The sequence below is a fragment of the Oceanobacillus halotolerans genome (assembly GCF_010993955.1).
GTDB classification, from domain to species: domain Bacteria; phylum Bacillota; class Bacilli; order Bacillales; family Amphibacillaceae; genus Oceanibacillus_A; species Oceanibacillus_A halotolerans.
The window spans coordinates 118,036-139,609 of sequence record NZ_WIXL01000004.1 but is presented as its reverse complement, the minus strand read 5'-3'; the positions used below and the strand labels follow the sequence as shown (position 1 = coordinate 139,609).

The 21,574-nt window shown below is 36.7% G+C and carries 16 protein-coding genes and 1 CRISPR repeat array; of the genes, 15 read left to right on the top strand and 1 reads right to left on the bottom strand.

Features of this window, described 5'->3' with window-relative positions; all coding sequences use genetic code 11:
- Nucleotides 1-354: 354 nt before the first annotated feature.
- The 3 genes from adh (at nt 355) to GHC26_RS07230 (ending at nt 4,135) form a co-directional block, all read left to right on the top strand.
- Nucleotides 355-1,878 carry an aldehyde dehydrogenase gene (gene adh, locus GHC26_RS07240; RefSeq protein ID WP_163970594.1) on the top strand — a complete coding sequence of 508 codons (1,524 nt, stop codon included), beginning with the start codon at nt 355-357 and terminating at the stop codon, nt 1,876-1,878.
- 623 nt (nt 1,879-2,501) lie between these two features.
- Nucleotides 2,502-2,861, top strand: coding sequence for a DUF779 domain-containing protein (locus tag GHC26_RS07235; protein ID WP_163970593.1), 360 nt, complete (start codon nt 2,502-2,504; stop codon nt 2,859-2,861).
- A 41-nt stretch (nt 2,862-2,902) separates the two neighbouring features.
- On the top strand, nt 2,903-4,135 hold the full coding sequence (locus GHC26_RS07230) for a cysteine desulfurase-like protein (protein ID WP_163970592.1): 1,233 nt from the start codon (nt 2,903-2,905) through the stop codon (nt 4,133-4,135).
- A 166-nt stretch (nt 4,136-4,301) separates the two neighbouring features.
- Here the strand turns inward: GHC26_RS07230 and GHC26_RS07225 are convergent, their stop codons facing one another.
- On the bottom strand, nt 4,302-5,210 hold the full coding sequence (locus GHC26_RS07225; protein ID WP_163970591.1) for an acetamidase/formamidase family protein: 909 nt from the start codon (nt 5,208-5,210) through the stop codon (nt 4,302-4,304).
- A gap of 384 nt (nt 5,211-5,594) precedes the next feature.
- Between GHC26_RS07225 and cas9 the strand changes: the two genes are divergently transcribed.
- The 12 genes from cas9 (at nt 5,595) to GHC26_RS07165 (ending at nt 21,572) form a co-directional block, all read left to right on the top strand.
- Nucleotides 5,595-8,765, top strand: coding sequence for a type II CRISPR RNA-guided endonuclease Cas9 (gene cas9 / locus GHC26_RS07220; RefSeq protein WP_163970590.1), 3,171 nt, complete (start codon nt 5,595-5,597; stop codon nt 8,763-8,765).
- Nucleotides 8,766-8,787: 22 nt separating this feature from the next.
- On the top strand, nt 8,788-9,693 hold the full coding sequence (gene cas1 / locus GHC26_RS07215) for a type II CRISPR-associated endonuclease Cas1 (protein ID WP_163970589.1): 906 nt from the start codon (nt 8,788-8,790) through the stop codon (nt 9,691-9,693).
- Nucleotides 9,694-9,712: 19 nt separating this feature from the next.
- A complete protein-coding gene (gene cas2 / locus GHC26_RS07210; protein ID WP_163970588.1) occupies nt 9,713-10,006 on the top strand; it encodes a CRISPR-associated endonuclease Cas2 in 294 nt (97 codons plus the stop codon).
- 17 nt (nt 10,007-10,023) lie between these two features.
- A complete protein-coding gene (locus tag GHC26_RS07205) occupies nt 10,024-11,034 on the top strand; it encodes a hypothetical protein (RefSeq protein WP_163970587.1) in 1,011 nt (336 codons plus the stop codon).
- 16 nt (nt 11,035-11,050) lie between these two features.
- Nucleotides 11,051-12,406: direct repeats of the CRISPR family, unit length 36 nt; unit sequence GTTTTAGCACTCTGTGTTTTTAGGTATTAATGAGAC.
- A 152-nt stretch (nt 12,407-12,558) separates the two neighbouring features.
- On the top strand, nt 12,559-13,605 hold the full coding sequence (locus GHC26_RS07200; RefSeq protein WP_163970586.1) for an AAA family ATPase: 1,047 nt from the start codon (nt 12,559-12,561) through the stop codon (nt 13,603-13,605).
- 264 nt (nt 13,606-13,869) lie between these two features.
- Nucleotides 13,870-14,304, top strand: a complete 435-nt coding sequence (locus GHC26_RS07195; protein ID WP_163970585.1) for an IDEAL domain-containing protein — start codon at nt 13,870-13,872, stop codon at nt 14,302-14,304.
- A 331-nt stretch (nt 14,305-14,635) separates the two neighbouring features.
- The gene (locus GHC26_RS07190) at nt 14,636-15,085 is read left to right on the top strand and encodes an IDEAL domain-containing protein (RefSeq protein WP_163970584.1); all 450 of its coding nucleotides are present in this window, start codon (nt 14,636-14,638) and stop codon (nt 15,083-15,085) included.
- Between the two features lie 205 nt (nt 15,086-15,290).
- Complete coding sequence (locus GHC26_RS07185) at nt 15,291-16,586, top strand: acetamidase/formamidase family protein (RefSeq protein ID WP_163970583.1); 1,296 nt, start codon at nt 15,291-15,293, stop codon at nt 16,584-16,586.
- A 279-nt stretch (nt 16,587-16,865) separates the two neighbouring features.
- Complete coding sequence (locus GHC26_RS07180) at nt 16,866-18,473, top strand: gamma-glutamyltransferase family protein (protein WP_163970683.1); 1,608 nt, start codon at nt 16,866-16,868, stop codon at nt 18,471-18,473.
- 338 nt (nt 18,474-18,811) lie between these two features.
- A complete protein-coding gene (locus tag GHC26_RS07175) occupies nt 18,812-19,378 on the top strand; it encodes a chromate transporter (RefSeq protein ID WP_163970582.1) in 567 nt (188 codons plus the stop codon).
- Complete coding sequence (locus GHC26_RS07170; protein WP_163970682.1) at nt 19,378-19,908, top strand: chromate transporter; 531 nt, start codon at nt 19,378-19,380, stop codon at nt 19,906-19,908. The genes GHC26_RS07175 and GHC26_RS07170 overlap by 1 nt, the downstream gene beginning before the upstream one ends.
- A 221-nt stretch (nt 19,909-20,129) precedes the next feature.
- The gene (locus GHC26_RS07165; protein WP_163970581.1) at nt 20,130-21,572 is read left to right on the top strand and encodes a zinc ribbon domain-containing protein; all 1,443 of its coding nucleotides are present in this window, start codon (nt 20,130-20,132) and stop codon (nt 21,570-21,572) included.
- Nucleotides 21,573-21,574 lie beyond the last annotated feature (2 nt).

Here is a 21,574-nt window from a genome sequence, read left to right as displayed (position 1 = left end):
GGTAGTGTGGGTTGGTGAAGTCGTGCATCATGTGCGTAGAGTCGTGCAAGATGGACCAAAAGTCGTGCAATGGAGATGGAAACTCGTGCAGGAATGTGTGAAACGCGTGCAACACAAGCACAAACTCGTGCAACACACACCAAAACTCGTGCATCACACCATACGCTAGCAATACTTCGGCTACTTATAGATGATAAGTCTACATAAAAAGTTATGTAGGCTTATTTTTTTAAAAATTGATTTCAAATACTTGTCATAATTCTGACTTTAAGTGTATACTCTAAACTAGATAATCAACGATGTCCTTCATCAGAATTTGTAAGCGTTTACAAACGTGAAGGGGAGGAAGATTGGATGAGGTATGCGAATCCAAATACGGAAGGTGCTCTTGTAACCTTCCAGGAAAGGTATGACAATTTTATTGGAGGGGAGTATCGAGCTCCGGCGAATGGGAAGTATTTTGAAAATGTTAGTCCTGTGACAGGAAAGGTGTTTTGTGAGATAGCTCGATCGACGAAGGAAGATGTCGAAGCAGCAGTGGATGCAGCACATGAGGCGAAGGATGCATGGGGGAAAACATCACCTGCAGAACGTGCATATATTTTAAATCAGATTGCAGATCGAATCGAGAGAAACAAAGAAATGCTCGCTGTAGCAGAAACGTGGGATAATGGCAAGGCAGTAAGGGAACCACTAGCAGCTGATTTGCCTTTGGCAGCAGATCATTTCCGTTATTTTGCAGGGGTCATTCGTGCGCAAGAAGGTGGAATTAGTCAAATTGATAATGATACAGTGGCTTATCATTTCAAGGAGCCACTTGGTGTAGTAGGACAAATTATACCATGGAATTTCCCAATTTTAATGGCGACATGGAAGCTTGCTCCAGCACTTGCAGCAGGAAACTGTGTCGTATTAAAACCGGCTGAACAAACGCCAGCGTCCATTCATGTATTACTCGACTTAATAAAAGACTTGCTACCACCAGGTGTGTTAAATATTGTCAATGGATTTGGGGTAGAAGCAGGGAAACCATTAGCATCCAATAGTCGAATTGCAAAAGTCGCCTTTACCGGAGAGACAACCACTGGACGGTTAATTATGCAATATGCATCGGAAAATATTATACCTGTTACATTAGAGTTAGGTGGAAAGTCGCCAAATATTTTCTTTCAAGATGTCATGGATAAAGATGACGGCTACTTAGACAAAGCAATTGAAGGCATGGTCATGTTTGCCTTGAACCAAGGGGAAGTATGTACTTGTCCATCGAGAGCTATAATCCATGAATCAATTTATGATCAATTTATGGAACGTGCCATTAAGCGAGTTAAGGAAATTAAGATTGGTCATCCATTGGATACAGAAACAATGATGGGTGCACAAGCATCTCAAGAACAAATGGAAAAAATCACCTCTTATTTAGACGTTGGAAAACAAGAAGGTGCCGAGGTTCTTGTTGGTGGTAATGTCAATAAACTCGATGATGAAGATTTAAAGGACGGATTTTACGTAGAGCCAACAATCTTTAAAGGGAAAAATAGTATGCGAATTTTCCAAGAGGAGATCTTTGGTCCCGTATTATCAGTTACGACGTTTAGTGATAAAGAAGAAGCATTGGAAATTGCCAATGATACGTTGTATGGGCTAGGTGCTGGTGTATGGACGCGCAATATTAATACGGCATATCGCTTTGGACGCGGAATTGAAGCTGGTCGTGTTTGGACAAATTGCTATCATGAATATCCAGCCCATGCGGCATTTGGGGGGTATAAGAAGTCTGGTATTGGACGGGAAAATCATCTCATGATGCTTGATCATTACCAGCAAACGAAAAATTTATTGATTAGCTATAGTGAAGGTCCAGCTGGTCTCTTTTAACACGTTAGAAAAAATTTTAGCTAAGAAGTAGATTCCACGTGGCTAAAATTTTAATGTCCCGAGTATAAGAAAAACTAACACATTCGCTAAGGATTAGCGAATGCCAAGTTTTCTAAAAAGATAAGAATGTATAAAAAATTTGGCTTTATTTTGTTCATAAACAGGAACAGCCATGTCCAGCTTCGAGCGATTGACGTCCTAGTGCCGATAGACATAAGGACTCACGAGTTTTCATCGGCCAGCGCCTACCCCCTCGAGGTCATAAGTTAATCCACATTACGCGCAAAAAGTGCCACGTCGAGGCTTGGCTTATGCTTGGCAGATAAGAAACAAAACGTTCTTACTGCATAAGTGCAACTAAGGCTTTTGCCATAAGAACTCGGCGAAAAGCCTAGTTTTCTAATCAGGGGTGATCAAGGTGCTTCTAGCTTTTGTTCACGTTAAAAAGAAGTGGACATTAGCAACGTTCACTTCTTTTTGTGCATATTCTGTACTATAGGTTTGTTTAAATTTATACTATCAACATTTTTAAGTTGAATCGGTTGGTAATATAAGAAAAACTAAGGCTTTTGCCATAAGGAATTGGTGACAAGTCAAGTTTTCCTAAAGAAAGGGTGTGACAGATGGCTGAACGGGTAACTGCGACAGATGAGGCGTTACAACTGATTAATACGCTAAAAGAAGTACATGGTCCACTCATGTTCCATCAATCTGGAGGTTGTTGTGATGGTAGTTCACCAATGTGCTATCCAAGGTATGAATTTCGAACTGGTGAATCAGATGTGTTATTAGGAAAATTAGGGGATACACCATTTTATATGTCCAAAGATCAGTATGAATATTGGAAGCACACTCAGCTCATTATTGATGTGGTCGATGGTCGAGGTGGTATGTTTTCGTTAGAAGGACCTGAGGGGAAACGGTTTTTAACGAGATCTCGTGTGTTTACGGAAAAAGAACGTGCAGAATTAGCTGAACTATGAGATAATTATGAACAAAAATAACAGAATGGGGAGTAGTAAATATGACACAAAACGTAACATCATTTCCAGTTCAATCTGTACGAGATCAGTTTCCAGCGTTAAAGCGTACATTTCACGAACGAACGGTTGCTTATTTCGATGGTCCTGGTGGTTCGCAAGTTGTAAAATCAGCAATTGAAGCGATGACAGCCTATATGGAAAGGGGAGGTGCCAATCTGCATGGATCTTTTCCAAGTAGCTGGGAGACAGAGGATATTATTGCAGATACAAAGGCACTGATTAGTGACTTTTTAAATGTAAAGCCTGCTGAAGTCGCATTTGGTGCAAACATGACAACCCTTACCCTTGCCATTGCTCGTGCACTAGGTCGACAGTGGGGTGCAGGGGATGAAATTGTCGTATCCGAAATTGATCATCGCGCCAATGTGGATCCATGGATACAGATGGCGAAAGATCAAGGAATGACAATACGATGGATTTCGGTTGATCCTAACTCCATGACTCTTAATCTTGACGAATTACAGCATGTTATCAATGAAAATACGAAGCTAGTTGCAGTTGGCTTAGCCTCTAATGCAGTTGGAACGATCAATGATGTCCCTACAATCGCGGAAAAAGCACATGAAGCTGGTGCGATTGTTGCAGTAGATGCTGTTCATGGTGCTCCACATATTACGATTGATCGTGATCAGCTTGGTGCTGATATTTTATTGTGCTCAGCTTATAAATTTTTCGGTCCACATGTTGGGATTGCGGCTATACGGGAGGCTGTTTTCGAAAAACTAGAAGTCTATAAATTAAATCCTGCTCCATCATTTATTCCAGATAAATTAGAGACAGGAACCCAAAATCATGAAGGAATTGGCGGGGTAAAAGCGGCAATCGAATTTTTCGAAGGCTTTGGAACGGGTGATACGAGAAGAGAACGACTTGTATCTGGAATAAAGCAGATTGAGGAATATGAGAATTCGCTTGCAACCAGGATGCGCGAAGGACTACGCTCACTTGATAAGGTAACCTTATATGAAGCAGACGATTCATATGCGAAAACACCAACATTTGCGTTCACCTTGGATGGCTATACACCACAAGAAGTGTGTGAACGAATGACAGAGGAACATGGTATTTTCGTAGCAGATGGGGACTTCTATGCCACTACACTTTCTAGTAAATGTGGTGTTGATCAATCTGGTGGCTGGATCCGAGCAGGTTTAGCTCCATACAATACAAAGGAAGAAGTAGATCGTTTCTTACATGCTTTACAACAATTCTAGTAAGATAAAAAGTCGCCAACTTCAAAATGGCGACTTTTTTCCACGTTAGGAAAGTATAAAATTTTAGCTAAGGAGTGGACTCGACATTGCTAAAATTTTAATGTCCCAAGTATAAGAAAAACTAACACATTCGCTAAAGGACGAGTAAATGCGAGTTTTTCTAATATTAATCTTTAAATAAGGAAATGTTATAGGCATTTAGTATATATTTTGGTACGAAAAATCTAGCTGTTATGAGTGGATCGACAACTTGAGAAATTTGAGCATTTCCTGTTGCACTCATGAGCATGGTTAAGTGTGACAAGGTTAGATCTGTATGTGGATGTAATAACGCAATCATGTCACGCGTTGCTAGTTTCGTTGCTTCATCCAATGTTTCAGCAGAAGCTAAGAAAGCAATGCCATCTTCATTTTCCAATAGTGGGTGCTTAATCGAATGGCCTTTTATCACATCAAATGTCACAGTTACTTCACCAGGTACTTCAATCCCGGAAACAGAGATTTCCCCATCTCCCATTGCGGCATGGAAATCGCCAGTAGCAAATAATGCTCCTTCTGCTGCTACAGGAAAATATAAGGTTGCGCCTTCTGTGACAAGGGTTGTATCCATGTTTCCACCATGTGCACCAGGTGTTCCACAGTTAATCGATCCTTCTTCTGGTGCAACGCCAATAACCCCAATCATTTTATTAAGCGGGATTTGGACGTTTTCATCAAAAATCGCTTTGTCATCTTGAATCGGGACAATTTTAACATCAAAATCATCAAAGTGATCGCCCATTACCCCTAAATCGGGTCCTGTTACCATGACACCACGTTCTCCAATTTTTAATTCATCAATCGTCACTTTTAAAATGTCTCCTGGCTGCGCTCCGTTTACGAAAACGGGACCTGTTGCTGGATTCATTTCATCCCAATTAATGGATTTTAATTCTGTTGTTTCTGATTTCACCTGATTGGTAAAGCAGTCGTAGGTTTCAATCGTAACCGTATCACCTGGATCTACCTTTATCGCTGGCTTGTTCTGCTTGTCAAAGGCATAAACCGCTGACGTATTGGATAGTGAATGACGCATTGAATCCCTCCTATAGGTTGGTATTAATTCAATTGTAGCATATTTCTGAAAAAAAGGTGAGTACAATAACAAATTAATGAAGTATTAAAAAAGCAAGAATGCAAAAGGTTGTTAAAGGAAATCCAATTAGCGTTGCTGAATTTTTAGTTTTGAATTGTTTGACAAAAGAGTATGTTTATTATATTATTAAATTGTCTCAAAGCAATCGACGGGTTGCTTTTAATACCTAAGATCATAGGATCTGCTAGAATAAGGCCTATGTGCCGAAATTGATCCGATTGGATCTGAAAAGAGCTTGTCATTCTTAGTGGCAAGCTCTTTTCTTTATGGGATTAATTGGAATTTTCTGATATAATAGACCTAAATGAAATTAGGAGGATTCAAATGAAACAATACAATGGGCACTATACACTTGGCTTAGATATTGGTATTGGATCTGTAGGTTGGGGCTTAATTGATGATGAACAAAAAATAATTGATGCTGGAACAAGGATATTTCCAGAAGCGGACGTATCAAATAATGATGGTAGAAGAACGCATCGAAGCACACGGCGCTTATTAAGGAGAAGGAGCCATCGTATTAAACGTATTAAATATTTGCTAAAAGAGTTTGAAATTATTAATAGTTTAGAAGATATTACCTATAAAAAAAACGAAACACCTTATCATATAAGGGTTAGGGGTTTGAATCAAAAGCTTACCAATAATGAATTAGCTACTGCATTAATTCATATAGGAAAACGGCGTGGAATCCATAATGTTGAAGTGGAGGAAGATGGTAATGAAAGTGATAATGAATTATCAACTAGAGAACAAATCAAAAGAAATGAAAAGAAGCTAAAAGAACAATTTGTTTGTGAGTTACAATTAGAAAGGCTAGACGAACAAGGAAAAGTTCGAGGACATGAAAATCGCTTTAAAACTTCTGATTATGTAAAGGAAGCTAAACAACTCTTAAAAACACAATCAAAGTATTTTTCAGAAATTAATTACCTGTTTATTGAAAAGTACATCACCTTAATTAGTACCCGTAGAGAATATTATGAAGGTCCAGGGTTTGGAAGTGATTATGGATGGGGACAAGACATTAAAAATTGGTATGAACAAATGATGGGACAATGTAGTTACTATCCCGAAGAACTTCGAGCTGTTAAAGAGTCTTATTCAGCTCAGCTTTTTAATATTCTTAATGACTTAAATAATATAGTGATTATGAGGCCTGAAAATGAAAAGCTATCCCAAAAAGAGAAAGAGGATATTGTATATAATATTTTTATGAAATATAGAAAAGTTACGTTAAGTAGGATTGCCAAGCGGATTGGGTTAGGGGAACATGACATTAAGGGTTATCGGGTAGATACTTCTGGAAAACCATTATTTACGGAGTTAAAGATATACCATGATGTAAAAAAGATCACCAGTAGAGACACCATTCTTCTGGATACTGATACATTAGATAACATAGCTGAAATTACAACTATCTATCAATCAAAAGAAGATATTAAAGAAGAATTATTACATTTAAATTTACCGTTAAGTAATGAAGAAATTGATGAGTTAAGTAACCTTAATTATCAAAAGACACATGCGTTAAGTTTAAAACTAATTAAGAAAGTATTACCGGATTTGTGGTCAAGCTCAAAAAATCAAATGCAATTATTTACAGAGATGGGTATAAAACCTAAAAAAGTTGAACTTTCTGGAAGAAAATATATTCCTTATGATCATATAGACGAGTGGATTTTATCACCAGTTGTTAAGAGATCATTTAAACAATCATTACGCGTAGTAAACGAAATTATGAAAAATTATGGTGTACCAAAAGAAATAGTAATTGAGCTAGCAAGGGAAAAAAATAGTAATGATAAAAAAAGGTTTCTTAATCAGTTAAATAAAAAGAATGCAGCTTTAAATAGGCAAGTGGAAGAGAAATTGGAATCTAAAAATATTAACTCTTCCAAAGGTTTATTTAACATGCTCCGACTATGGCACTTACAGGATGGTGTCTGTTTATACTCTTTAGACTCTATTAAGATTGAAGATTTATTAGAGAACCCACACAATTATGAAATCGATCATATAATTCCACGTTCTGTCTCATTTGATGATTCGCAAAATAATAAAGTTCTTGTGCGAAAAAAGGAAAACCAGAATAAGGAGAATATGACACCATTTCAATACTTCCAAAGTAGCAAAACATCCGTATCATATGAAAAATTCAAAGCGCATGTTCTACAACTTGCTAATTCCAAGGAAAAAATACCTAAAAAGAAATTACATTACTTATTAGAAGAGAGGGATATTAATAAATTCGATGTACAAAAAGAATTTATTAATCGAAACTTAGTTGACACAAGATATGCTACACGTGAACTATTAACACTACTTACTAGTTTCTTTCAAGAAAATGAGCAGGAAGTAAAGGTTAAATCTATCAATGGTTCATTTACAAATTATCTCCGTAAATTATGGCATTTTAAAAAAGACCGTGGGGTTGATTTTAAACATCATGCAGAGGATGCTCTTATAGTAGCTATGGCTAGTTATATTTTTGAAAATAAAGAAGTGTTTAGAACGCAAAATATTATTTTGGCTGAAGAAAAAGTTATTGATACTGAAACTGGTGAAGTATTAAACGAGTCTAATTTTAATGCTACCTTTACAGATAAGTATTATAAAATTCAGGCAATAAAAAATTATAGCGATTTTAAATATTCCCACAAAATTGATATGAAGCCAAATCGGCAGTTAATGAATAATACATTATATTCTACCCGGAAAAAAGATGGAACAGAATATGTTATAGAAAAGTTAAAGAATTTATATGATAAAGATAATGATAAGCTGGTAAAGTTGATAAGGAAAAGCCCAGAAAAGTTACTTATGTATCATCATGATCATCAAACCTTTAATCAAATAAAACAGATAATTGAACAATATGGAGAAGCAAAAAATCCTTTATGGAAGTTTCGTGAAGAGGAGAAAGAATATGTTCGAAAATATAGCAAAAAAGGAAATGGTCCAATCATAAAATCTATTAAATATTATGGGAGTCAATTAAAAGAACATCATGATATGTCTCATAAGTATCAACCACGAGATAAAAGTGTAGTGAATTTATCATTAAAGCCATTTAGAATGGATGTTTTTTACGATGAAGGAATCTATAAATTTGTGACAGTTCGTTACAATGATCTAATTGAGAATAAAGATGGATATGTTGTGAAAAAGGCACTATATAATGAAAAACTAAAACAGAAAGAAATAAAAGATATAAAAAATTTTGAATTTAGTGTATATAAAAACCAAATATGTGAAATAAATGGAGAAGAGTATAGATTAATAGGGGTAAACCATGATTTAGGAAATCGAATTGAATTGAATAATGTAACTAATGATTATAAAGAGTTTTGTAAAAGAAATGATATTAAGACAAACAGAATTTATAAGGGAATTAGTAAAAATACCAGTTCATTTAAAAAAATATCTACAGATGTGTTAGGAAATAGGTTTATTAACGAGAATGAAAGGCTGAAATTTTTCTATCCGAAGTAAATGGTAATAGGAGGTGAGCAGGGTGAGTTGGCGTGTTATTCATGTGAGTAATGTAGACCAAATGTCTTTACAACTTGATAATTTAAGAGTTATGCAAGGTGACATAGATGTTAAAATTCCTTTGAGAGATATTTTTGCAATAGTAGTAGAGGACTTAACATGTAAATTAACTAGCAGATTAATGGTTGAATTATCCAAGAATAATATTCTAGTACTATTATGTAATCAACAATTCTTACCTGAATGCGTGATTCACCCTGTTTCTGGCCATTTTGGACAACACCGACAGATGATGAAGCAATTAAAGTGGTCAGAAGATAGAAAACAAAAATTATGGCAATTCATTATTAAGCAAAAAGTACATAATCAAATGTTAGTAATGAAAAGGCAATTAGTTGAGGTACATCGTGTAGAGAAAATGGCAGAATTAACTACCTCTATTGAACCGGGAGATAATAATAATGTTGAAGGTCAAGCAGCAAGGGTATATTTTAATAGCTTTTTTGGAGATGGATACACAAGGAGTAATCAAAACTTTATAGAAAATGCTGCTTTGAATTATGGTTATGCTATATTTCATTCAGCAATAGCTAGAACCGTAGTTGCAAAAGGTTTAATACCAGGTATCGGTATTCACCATAAAGGTGATCGTAATCCTCATAATCTTGCTTCAGACATCATTGAACCATTTCGTCCTATCGTAGATTATTTTGTTATCCGTTATCCACCAGATGGTTATTTAACAAAAGAGTATAGGATAAACTTGATTAATTTATTACATTCTAAAGTTATGGTAGATCGTAAGTCCCAGACTGTAATTCGTGCTATCGAGTTATGTCTTAATTCCTTGTTTGAATTTTTTGAAACTGGTAAATTAGAAAGGCTGCAGCTTCCTAATCTTGAAAAATTAAAACTATATGAGCCGTAGATTTGTGAGAGTAATGATTATGTTTGATTTACCAGTTCAAACGAAGAGGCAAATTAGGACATACAATAAATTTCGCAAAGAGCTAATTAGTCATGGTTTTCTAATGATGCAATATTCAATTTATATTAAATCATGTTTAAATAAAGAGGCTGCACAAGGTTCTATTAATAATGTTAAACGTTTTTTGCCAAAAGATGGCCACGTAAGATCGATGATTATTACAGAGAGACAATTTGAACAAATGTCGATTTTAGTTGGGGACGAGGATCGCAATTTGGAAATACTTGGTGAGAATAGAACGATCGAGTTTTAAGGGTGATACCTATGCAAATGAAATGGTTAGTAAAAAATAAAGAAGGCAAATATCAACTTAACTTTGCTTCGTATAGCTCTTTGTTTATAAACCATACCACCGATACAGAGTCTTTTATTAAACCTGTTATACAATATTTTCAGCCAAGAAATAAGGTTAGGGGATCTGTATTAATAAATGATATAACCAATGATTTTGAAGAAGTTACTCATCAACGTTTTCAAGCTTTTGAGCTGTCTAATCAAGGCTTAAAAGATACAACTCAATTAGGCTCCAAGTCATTATTGAAATCTCAATTGAAAAATGAGTTTTTAAATCACATTGAGACGGATGGTTATCTTTTAACCATTAATACATTAATAAATGATTTAATAGAAACAACAGTAAAGGATTTACCAGTAAGGTCAAAAGATTTCAATATTGATTTGCTACTTAAATTACTTGAAGTTGACTTTGACCTTGATAACAGAAAAGAATGTAATAATACGTATCTTCATCAAAATAAAATACTACTACCAGTAATAAAAAAATATTTAAGTAGTAAGTTTAAGGATGCAGTAATACTGTTTTTTATGTTTCCTGAGGATTATTTAAGTCCAAGAGAGCAATTAGAAATGAAACACTTATTAACTGATATAAGTAATGGTATACAAGTATTTGTAATAACCAAATCAAAGTATTTCCTCTCAGATAATTTGGATGGAAGTAATTATTTCATATACGGAGAGCAGTTATTTACGAATGAATTCTTAGAAGATATGGAATGGGAAGGTCCACTTTCTTATGATAGAGCCGAACTTTTAAAAAGCCTTATAAGAACTATTAAAAATCATGTTGATGTATTTGAATTGAATCCCTTGATTTCAAATTATAAACAGGCGGATATTGTGTTGTTTCAATCAATCGATTTATATGTACTTATTTTCCTTATGAAAAAGTTAAAATTTAAGTTTGAATTAGATATTGACCCAAAAACTATTGATACACCAGTATTTGATTATATAATGGATGTTTATGAAAAACTGTGATATATTTTCATTAGAGGTTTTAGCACTCTGTGTTTTTAGGTATTAATGAGACAAATTCAATCGGAGTTAGAACAAGAAAGATGTTTTAGCACTCTGTGTTTTTAGGTATTAATGAGACAAAAAGAGTACAAAGTAGCATGTTTTGTTGGTTTTAGCACTCTGTGTTTTTAGGTATTAATGAGACTATGACCGATGAGAACGATTGGATTGCTTAGTTTTAGCACTCTGTGTTTTTAGGTATTAATGAGACAAAAAGAAAGTTATTTAAATGTACCGCTTTGTTTTAGCACTCTGTGTTTTTAGGTATTAATGAGACCAACAGTTTGATTTTGCTTTAAAAGACGAAGTTTTAGCACTCTGTGTTTTTAGGTATTAATGAGACACGAGAAATGTTTGTTGATGCGAATGACATGTTTTAGCACTCTGTGTTTTTAGGTATTAATGAGACAACCCTTTAGATATGAATCTACAAAAGAGTGTTTTAGCACTCTGTGTTTTTAGGTATTAATGAGACTAAGCGAGCGTACAAGGAGTGGTATAACGAGTTTTAGCACTCTGTGTTTTTAGGTATTAATGAGACCACTACGTATACGGTGGGGTGCTTTTTATAGTTTTAGCACTCTGTGTTTTTAGGTATTAATGAGACTACGCAACAGTCGCTTAGTAAGTCTAATGAGTTTTAGCACTCTGTGTTTTTAGGTATTAATGAGACAGCAACTGAAATCTTTGGACAACGTACTGCGTTTTAGCACTCTGTGTTTTTAGGTATTAATGAGACGTGTGAGCATGGACTACCTTTTGGATCGTTGTTTTAGCACTCTGTGTTTTTAGGTATTAATGAGACAATCGGTTAGTAACCGTTTGAACGAAACGTGTTTTAGCACTCTGTGTTTTTAGGTATTAATGAGACAGGAACTACTAATGATTAAAGAACGTTTGTGTTTTAGCACTCTGTGTTTTTAGGTATTAATGAGACCATACGGTAAAGCAACAACAAGCAGATATTGTTTTAGCACTCTGTGTTTTTAGGTATTAATGAGACAAGAAGATGATTTATTACTCCAGTCTTTTCGTTTTAGCACTCTGTGTTTTTAGGTATTAATGAGACTTAAAACAAAAGCAATGTTTGAGGCAATGTGTTTTAGCACTCTGTGTTTTTAGGTATTAATGAGACAAATTAATATCAAACTTGATCAACTGCTTAGTTTTAGCACTCTGTGTTTTTAGGTATTAATGAGACCCATGTTCCGACTTTATATTCCGCTACGTTGTTTTAGCACCCGTGTTTTTTAGGTATTAATGAGACTTACACGTTCTAGCTTCGTTTCACTTTAACGTTTTAGTATCCTGTGTCTTTAGGTATTAATAAGACGTTACGATAGATCATTAAGCGATATTTTTACTACCCTGTTTAATGGGACAAAGATTTATATTCTATTTACCCTTTCATCAAGGCATAATTCACCCCCACGAAAACTATACATAAACTAACAGTGTTAAATACTATTAAAAGGATGTGTCTACTTGTCCAGCAGCTATTACGTTACTGGTAATACGGCAGAGGGGTTAGTCAATTTTCTACCTACGAACATTGAGGATTTGGACCAAGTCATTATTTTAAAGCATCCGTCCAACAGTTTAAAAACAACAATCATGAAACAACTGTTGGCGAAATTTGAGGGGGAATACGAGAGTGAAGTGCTGTATAGCTCTTTAGGAAATAAATATTTAGAAGGGTTTATCATCCGGGGGAAATCGTTAGCTGTAATTGATGATACAGTTGCATCCCAGAAAGTAAATGGTGCTATTGAGGTTGATCTGAATCTATTTTTAGAGAAAAAGCCATCCCCAGAACGTGTGGATCATGAAGCCGAAGAGCAATTTATTTATCATACAGATAAGGCATACGAAAACTTTGCAATAGGCTTGGAAGTACATGATGACTTAGAAGGTATTTACATTAATGAAATGGATTTCGACAAAGCAGATCAGCTTGCTGACAACTTTGTGGATGACCTATTAGAAGGTGTAGAGAAAAAGAACCGAACGCCACAGGTATATCACCGTCTGTTTGGTACAAATACAGCAGATGGGGTTGTGAATTGTGTTCCTGAGATTTTGCAAGATCTATCCACTGTTTATTTTGTAAAAGGTCGAGCAGGTACAGGAAAATCAACTTTCATGAAGCACATATCGCAAGCTTGTCAGCAGCATGGTTTTGATGTTGAACTGTATTACTGCAGCTTTGATCCAAATAGTATTGATATGGTTCTCGTTCGTGACTTAGATTTTTGTATTTTCGATAGTACAGATCCACATGAATTTTTCCCAACCCGCGATGGAGAAAAAATTATTGACTTGTATGAGCGATGTGTTACATCAGGTACAGATGAAAAGTTTGCAACAGAAATCAATCATTTGAATAATACGTATAAATCTTACATGAAACAAGGAATTCATCATTTAAAAGAAGCAGGAGCTTATTTAGAAAAAACGGAGCGTCAATATACATTTACGGAAGAAGACACGCAAAATATGGTAGATTTTATCTGGAGAGATGTTATTCAGTAGCCGATTGTGATCGATCTTTTGAAAAGGTCGGTCACTTTTTTAATCACGTGTTAACTGGCAGGCTAACTAATAACGCCACGTCAATCGCAACGTCAGTACTATCACGTCCTGTCGAGTCGGAAACCCCCATCGAATGAGTTAAGCTTTATAGAAAATAAGAATAAATATGAAAAGAATGTGAATTCCCTATTGCAATCATCTTCTGTATCATGTAAAATTAATTAACAGAAAATTTAGAGTATGAAATTTAGGGAGATGGGATATGTGGTAAATGTTAAAATGTTAAGACCTTATTACATTAAAGCCGATGATAAATATGTACGGGTTATCTTAGCATATCAATATTTTTCTGTATTTGTGAACAATCAGGTATACCAGTTTGTGCCTGTTGATGCAAAAGAAATCTGTGTAAATCGTTATACCCATAAGATTGAGAATATCCATGACACATTTGCTTTTCAAAAAGGAAAAGAAATATTAAAGATTTCGATGACAGACCTCATATCACTTCCTGACTTTTTAGCGCAATTGCATGCGATAACAGAGCCTTATTATATTAAAGAAGTGTTTGAAGAACTGGAAAATGGAAACGCTGTCATTATTGATGAATTGGAACAAATGAATTTAAAACGCCTAATCGATAAAGCATTAGATGAGCGGGATGAAGAAGCATTTTATGCACTAGTTACCTTACTATAGTGTGTAGTATTGCTATCCCTAACTAATCAGCTGCAGAAGACATACCTATTTATTTAGGGATGTCTTCTTCTTTTTTTGCACGTTAGGAAAGTATAAAATTTTAGCTAAGAAGCAGACTCGACGTAGGTACAAATTTTTACGTCCCAAGTATAAGAAAAACTAACACCTTCACTAAAAGACAAGCGAACGAGTTTTTCTAATAAAAAGTTTAAAAAAATAGGTTTACCTTTTTTCGGAAAGGGGTATTAATACTATAACAGCGATAAAAACGACGAAAAGAATAAAGTAATCTATTATAAATTATGGTTATTTAATTTCAGGAGGTGCAAGAATGGTAAACGTAAGATGCCTAAAGCCTTATCATGTCACAGTAGATTCAGAATTCGTGCATATTATCTTAGCATATCAGTATTTTACCATTACGATAAACGACGAAGTGTATAAGTTTGTCCCGACTGCATCAAAAGAAATCCGCATTAATCGCATAACGCAACAAATCGACAATCGAGAGGCTGAATTTGCATTCCGAAATGGGGAAAATACCATTCATGTCCCAATGAATGAACTCATTTACTTACCTGATTTCTTAATACAGTTATATACAATCGCAAAACCATATTATGAAGATGATATTATTGAAAGTATTGAAAAACAAAACGATAAAGATCAGAAAAGTGCAGTAATTGATGAGTTAGAATTAGCAAACAAAAAACGATTAATTGACAAAGCATTAGATGAACGAGATGAAGATTCATTCTATGCACTACTAAATATGTTGTAGGCTGTCCCCTGAATAGTGACGAAAAATATCACTATTCAGGGTTTTTTTAGCATACTATTTCGCCATGTTTTCTCCATCTCTTAAATGACTTATCCTCAAACTATAAGGCATCTTTGTTTCGCAGATTGTCCAAGCAAAAACCAAAGTTTCTATGTTTCTAGTATGCTATAATGAAAACGATTACATAAAATGGGAGGGAAGCAAAATGAATAGTAAACAAACGGTTTATGTCAACGAATTTACGGATGGAATTTTGGACCCGACTCAAAAAATGGAAAAAGTAGTAGCTGATGGCGGTCATATCATTGCAAATACAGCACCTGGATGCTGGGGACCAATGATTACACCTAGTTTGAAAGGTGGTCATGAAGTAACGAAACCAGTTTATGTGGAAGGTGCTGAAGTTGGTGATGCGATTGCTATTAAAATTAAATCGATTCAAGTAACATCAATGGCAACGGCTTCTGGAAATGACAAACCAATGGATGGCCGTTTTGTAGGTGATCCATTTGTAGCCGTTAAATGTCCAGAGTGTGGCACGATGTATCCAGAAACCGTAATTGAGGGAACTGGACAGGAATCGATTCGCTGCAAGAATTGCCATGCCGATGTGACGCCATTTACGTTTACCAATGCATATACAATGGCCTTTAATTCAGATAAAAATATAGGAGTTACTTTGGACAAAGAAGCTGCAGAGGAAATTGGAGCAAATGGGAAAGAATTCATGGCTACTCCAGAAAAATCCGTGCAAAACCCTGTAGTAACCTTTGCCCCACATGATATTGTAGGAGCTGTTGCACGCTTGCGGCCTTTCCTTGGTCAATTGGGAACAACCCCATCACGTCCTTTGCCAGATTCCCATAACGCTGGCGATTTTGGTCAATTTCTAATTGATGCACCACATGATTACGGGGTAACTGAAGAACAACTGGAAGAACGAACAGATGGTCATATGGATATTAATCGTGTTCGGGAAGGTGCTGTGTTAATTTGTCCAGTCAAAGTTGAAGGTGGCGGAGTGTACCTGGGGGATATGCATGCGATGCAAGGTGATGGAGAAATTGCTGGTCATACAACAGATGTTTCTGGCATCGTAAACTTGCAAGTGAAAGTATTGAAAAATGTAACGATTGATGGTCCTGTTTTATTGCCAGTGGAGGAGGACTTGCCATATCTTGCTAAGCCATTAACAGACAACGAGAAAGCGCGTGCTAAAAAGCTAGCTGGTCAATATGGTGTCCAAAAATTAGAAGAATCCTTACCTGTTTCATTTGTAGGTACAGGAGCAACCTTGAATGACGCGACAACTAATGGAATGGAGCGAGCTGCATCTCTATTTGGTATTTCTGTACCAGAAGTGATGAATCGTGCAACTATAACTGGTGCCATTGAGATTGGACGGAACCCAGGCGTCGTAACAGTGACCTTCCGTGCACCGAAACCTTATTTGGAAAAGGCAGATTTAATTCAGCTAGCAAAAGATCAATATGAAGCATAACGGTATCAAACTCTAAAACCATCCTTTAAAAGGGAGGTTTTTTTCCATATTTGGAAGGGATAAAAATTTAATGTACAAGTATAAGAAAAATGAATATATTGGCTAAGGACGAGCAAATGCAGGTTTTTTAAGATATATTTGCGATTAACGTGTTCACGAAGTGTTTTGTATGTTATAATTTTTCTTACTATTGTATATTTCGAGGGGGAATAGTACATGGCCAATAACGGCAATACGACGACGAAAACACGTACCAACGAAACGAGTACTAAAACGTTTATGGATTTGGACAGTTTATATAATCCATATCCCGTAAGACGAATGAGTTCTTTTAGTAAAAAAGGGATGGTTGCAACATCTCAGCCACTTGCTGCACAAGCAGGGTTAGAAATTTTGAAAAAAGGTGGAAATGCAGTTGACGCTGCAATCGCAACAGCAGCCTGCCTTACTGTAGTAGAACCGACTTCAAATGGAATCGGTGGCGATGCGTTTGCAATCGTTTGGATGAAAGATAAAATGTATGGCTTAAACGGAAGTGGTCCTGCACCAAAATCAATTTCGATTGATGCGGTCAAAGAACGTGGCCATGACGAGATTCCGACATATGGCTTCACTCCTGTAACAGTACCAGGTGTACCAGCTACATGGGCGGCATTATCCAAACGCTTCGGTGACCTATCATTGCGTGAAGCATTACAACCTGCAATCGATTATGCTCGCGAAGGATATGCTTTAACACCTATTCTAGGAAAACATTGGAAAGCAGCTTACCGTAAATTTAAGGAAAAGTTGACAGACGAAGAATTCACTCATTGGTTTGAAACGTTTGCACCAAATGGCGAACCAGAAATTGGCGATGTATGGAAATCAGAAGGCCATGCACGTACACTAGAAGCGATTGCTGATACGAATGCTGAATCCTTTTACCGTGGAGAACTGGCACAAAAGATCGATCAATTTTCTAGAACCTATGATGGCTTTTTGCGTGCTGAGGACTTAGCTGATTTTGATGTAGAGTGGGTAGATCCTGTATCGGTTAACTATCGTGGATATGATGTTTGGGAAATTCCACCAAACGGACAAGGACTTGCAGCATTAATGGCATTAAACATTGTAAAAGGGTTCGATTTCAATGAAAAAGATTCCGTTGATACGTTCCATAAACAAATGGAATCTATGAAACTGGCATTTGCTGATGGACAGAAACATATTACGGAGGAAAAACGGATGCAATTCTCTACCGCTGACTTGCTAGATGATGCATATACGGCAAGTCGTCGCGCTCTTATTGGAGAAGAGGCCGTACAGCCTGAAGCAGGCGAACCACCACGTGGCGGAACGGTTTATTTGGCAACAGCAGACGGAGACGGCAATATGGTATCCTTTATCCAAAGTAATTACATGGGATTCGGGTCAGGTCTAGTTGTACCTGGAACGGGAATTGCACTACAAAACCGTGGTCATAATTTCTCCATGGACCCAAACCATGTGAATGCTTTGAAGGGTGGTAAGAGAACATATCACACGATTATTCCTGGCTTTTTAACAAAGGACAATCAAGCTGTAGGACCATTTGGTGTGATGGGTGGCTTTATGCAACCTCAAGGACATATGCAAGTCATTATGAATACGATTGATTTTCACTTAAATCCACAAGCTGCATTAGATGCACCAAGGTGGCAGTGGATGAAAGATAAACATATTTTAGTAGAACCAGAGTTTCCATTACACATTGCACAAGGCTTGAAACGTAAAGGTCATGAAATTGAATATGCGTTAGATCATAGCCCATTTGGCCGTGGACAGATCATCTGGCGTAATCAAGAGACTGGTGTGTTAATGGGAGGAACAGAAACTCGGACAGATGGTAGTATTGCTGTTTGGTAATAGGCAGGCATAGGAACAGGTGGATTCGTGTGTGTAGGTCATGTGCGGATGGGGGTTAAACTCATGCGAGAATGAGATGAGGTCGTGCGAGAATGAGGTAAACTCGTGCGACAGCTCCTCAAACTCGAGCGAGCGGGAGCAGAACTCGTGCGACAGCAGCATAAAGTCGTGCGAGAATGAGGTAAACTCGTGCGACAACTCCTCAAACTCGTGCAGCAGCACTTCAAAGTCGAGCGAGCAGGAGCAAAACTCGTGCGACCACAGCACCACAAGACCCGCACCATCCACCTACCCCTATTTTCTACCTCCCATTTCCAAACAAAAGGAGGATAAGTTAATTGAAACATTGGCATTTGTTTATTGCCTTTTTCCGGGTTGGAATGCTTGGTTATGGAGGCGGACCAGCGTCGATTCCACTAATTCATAAAGAAGTAGTGGATAAATACAAATGGATGGAAGATGATGAATTTGGTGATATATTAGCACTTGCCAATACACTCCCTGGACCAATTGCTACCAAACTTGCAGGGTATATTGGTCATCGCGTTATGGGTGTCTTTGGAATGTTAAATGCAGTTCTTGCGACGATTTTTCCAACGATTGTACTTATGATTATTTTATTATCTACTCTTAGTTCCATACGTGATGTAGGTTGGGTACAAGGGATGACAGCAGCAGTAGTCCCAGTTGTTGGGGTAATGTTAGCTACATTGACGTGGCAATTTTTTGATAAGTCAAGAAAAGGTATGGGTTGGACGCCTGCCATTATCATGGTGGTCGTTGTTTTTGTGTTGTTATCGGTTTTAAATATACATCCAGGTATCATTATTGCTATATTACTAGCTGCTGCGGTTTTAAAAAAGGATCGAAATGAGGAGACACGTAAAGAAGGTGAGCGAGCATGATTGTATATTGGCAAATCTTTGTGGCTTTTTTCATTCCAGGCATATTAGGCTATGGTGGTGGACCTGCTTCTATCCCACTGGTGGAAAATGAGGTTGTCCATCGTTACAATTGGATGAGTGTCCAAGAATTTAGTGAAGTGCTCGCTTTAGGAAATGCACTGCCAGGACCAATTGCTACCAAAATGGCGGGGTATATTGGATACGAGCAAGGCGGAATCCTTGGTGCTGCTGTTGGTGTGTTTGCAACCGTTGCGCCATCCCTCATTATTATGATTGTACTACTTGGTTTATTGTATAAATTTAAAGATTCTCCTAAAGTAAAACGAATGACACTGTATGTAAGACCTGTAATTGCAATATTATTAGGAATTATGGCATGGCGATTTTTCCAAGAATCATATATTGATATTGGCATATGGCAATTAATTTTGATAGCAGGTTCTAGCTTTCTACTAATTGAACGAATGAAGGTACATCCAGCCATTGTGATTGGGATTGCACTCGGATATGGTGCACTATTCCTTGGTTAAGAAAAACTGCATCCCAATTGTTTGACATCATGTTAACAATTGGAGGTGCAGTTTTTAGGTTGAAGAATAACACTTCTAGAATATACAAATCATGCATACGTTAGACTTGTCAATCATTCATTAATTTCGAAAAAAAGTAAAGCGGATTTTTTTATTTTTGATATGATAAATGTATCAAAAGTACTAAAAGCTGCTTGAGGCCAGTAGGAAGGAGCGATTGGTTGTATTGTAATCAGTGTGGGACAAAGAACGAGGAAACTGCATTATATTGTGTGAAAGATGGGTACCCATTAGAAAATGTTCAGTTAAATGGGGTGTTGGACGCTGGAGATAAGTCATTTTGTGCTGAGTGTGGAACAAAACATTACCCACATGCACGTTACTGTATGGCTTGTGGCCATGAATTAGATACATATAATAATCATTCCGTTACACCTAAAGAGGCAGCTTTATCCAACAAAGCCTTCCAAATTGATTGGAACACTATGAAACGGGTTATACCAGGGACTTTGTTATCTCTAGGTGTGATGCTTATCCTTAACATGTTTGTTCTTTCCTTGATAAAAGGAAGTCAATTCTTTCAATCCATGCGGGAAGATTTTCCTAGTGATGGCGAGCTCTTAGTCAGCGCATTTCAACAATTAAATATAATCGATATGCTGCTTTTATCCAATTTCACCAATATTTCTATCACGAATACAGAGATATCTCAAATGACGATACATATTACAACAGGGATCATCGTTTTAGGCATTATTCCAATCATTGGCTATATGGCTGGTGGATTCCTATTGAAAAAACGTAATCCTACGTTAGTTCAATCCAAAACACTACAAATTGCACTCTATTTTGCAGCGGTTACTAGTATCCTATTAGCCGTTCTTTCCTTGTTTGCAGATACGACGATTCTGATTGAAGAAACCAGGGTGATCTTGAGTTATCGATTTTTTAGTGCTTTACTAAACGGATTTATCATTAGTTTTATATTTAGTTACATAGGGATGGTTCTTGGGAAAAAATTTATTCGCTATCGATCGGAGAAAACTGGAGATTTCATTGGTCCAGCTGTCCATTATAGTATTCTAGTATTCATTGGGGGATTACTGGTTATTTTTGTAATCGGTCGCATGATGGTTACTGGGTTTCAAGAACAGGAAGGTCCACTTTATTTCATTCCATTTATTACGGGAATGATGTCTGTGACTAGTTTTGTCGTCCCACAAGCGGCCATGTATCTTTACAATCTAGCAACCTTTCAGACATTTGAATACTATCAGTCCTTTCAATACTCGATTTTATCAGGGGTACAGCCTCTAAATGAGTATTTTCCAGCAGAGGAAATTACATCTTTGTTTACGGATTACAAAGGTCTGTTTTATACAATGGTGATTGTTATTTTGCTGATTAGTATAGGGATTGGCGGGCTGCTTACGGTTCAAACGGGAAGTGATTGGCGTTCCATTGGCGTATATAGTACTTGTTTTGCCATGATCATGACCTTCTTTACGTATCAAGCAAATTTTCACGTTTCGATCCAAGGGCAAATGTACCAACATCCAGAAATGATGGTGATTGGATTTGACTTGATCAAAACGTTTGTAATTAGCGCTTTGTACGGAGGCGTTACGGCATTTTTTGGTGCACAAACGAAAAAGCTTTTCTAACA

Bases quoted from the DNA above. Each gene is read 5' to 3' on its own strand.
- GHC26_RS07190 (WP_163970584.1), top strand. From the start codon at position 14,636: ATGGTAAACGTAAGATGCCTAAAGCCTTATCATGTCACAGTAGATTCA.
- GHC26_RS07235 (WP_163970593.1), top strand. From the start codon at position 2,502: ATGGCTGAACGGGTAACTGCGACAGATGAGGCGTTACAACTGATTAAT.
- cas2 (WP_163970588.1), top strand. From the start codon at position 9,713: ATGTTTGATTTACCAGTTCAAACGAAGAGGCAAATTAGGACATACAAT.
- GHC26_RS07205 (WP_163970587.1), top strand. From the start codon at position 10,024: ATGAAATGGTTAGTAAAAAATAAAGAAGGCAAATATCAACTTAACTTT.
- adh (WP_163970594.1), top strand. From the start codon at position 355: ATGAGGTATGCGAATCCAAATACGGAAGGTGCTCTTGTAACCTTCCAG.
- GHC26_RS07185 (WP_163970583.1), top strand. From the start codon at position 15,291: ATGAATAGTAAACAAACGGTTTATGTCAACGAATTTACGGATGGAATT.
- GHC26_RS07180 (WP_163970683.1), top strand. From the start codon at position 16,866: ATGGATTTGGACAGTTTATATAATCCATATCCCGTAAGACGAATGAGT.
- cas9 (WP_163970590.1), top strand. From the start codon at position 5,595: ATGAAACAATACAATGGGCACTATACACTTGGCTTAGATATTGGTATT.
- GHC26_RS07225 (WP_163970591.1), bottom strand. From the start codon at position 5,210: ATGCGTCATTCACTATCCAATACGTCAGCGGTTTATGCCTTTGACAAG.
- GHC26_RS07230 (WP_163970592.1), top strand. From the start codon at position 2,903: ATGACACAAAACGTAACATCATTTCCAGTTCAATCTGTACGAGATCAG.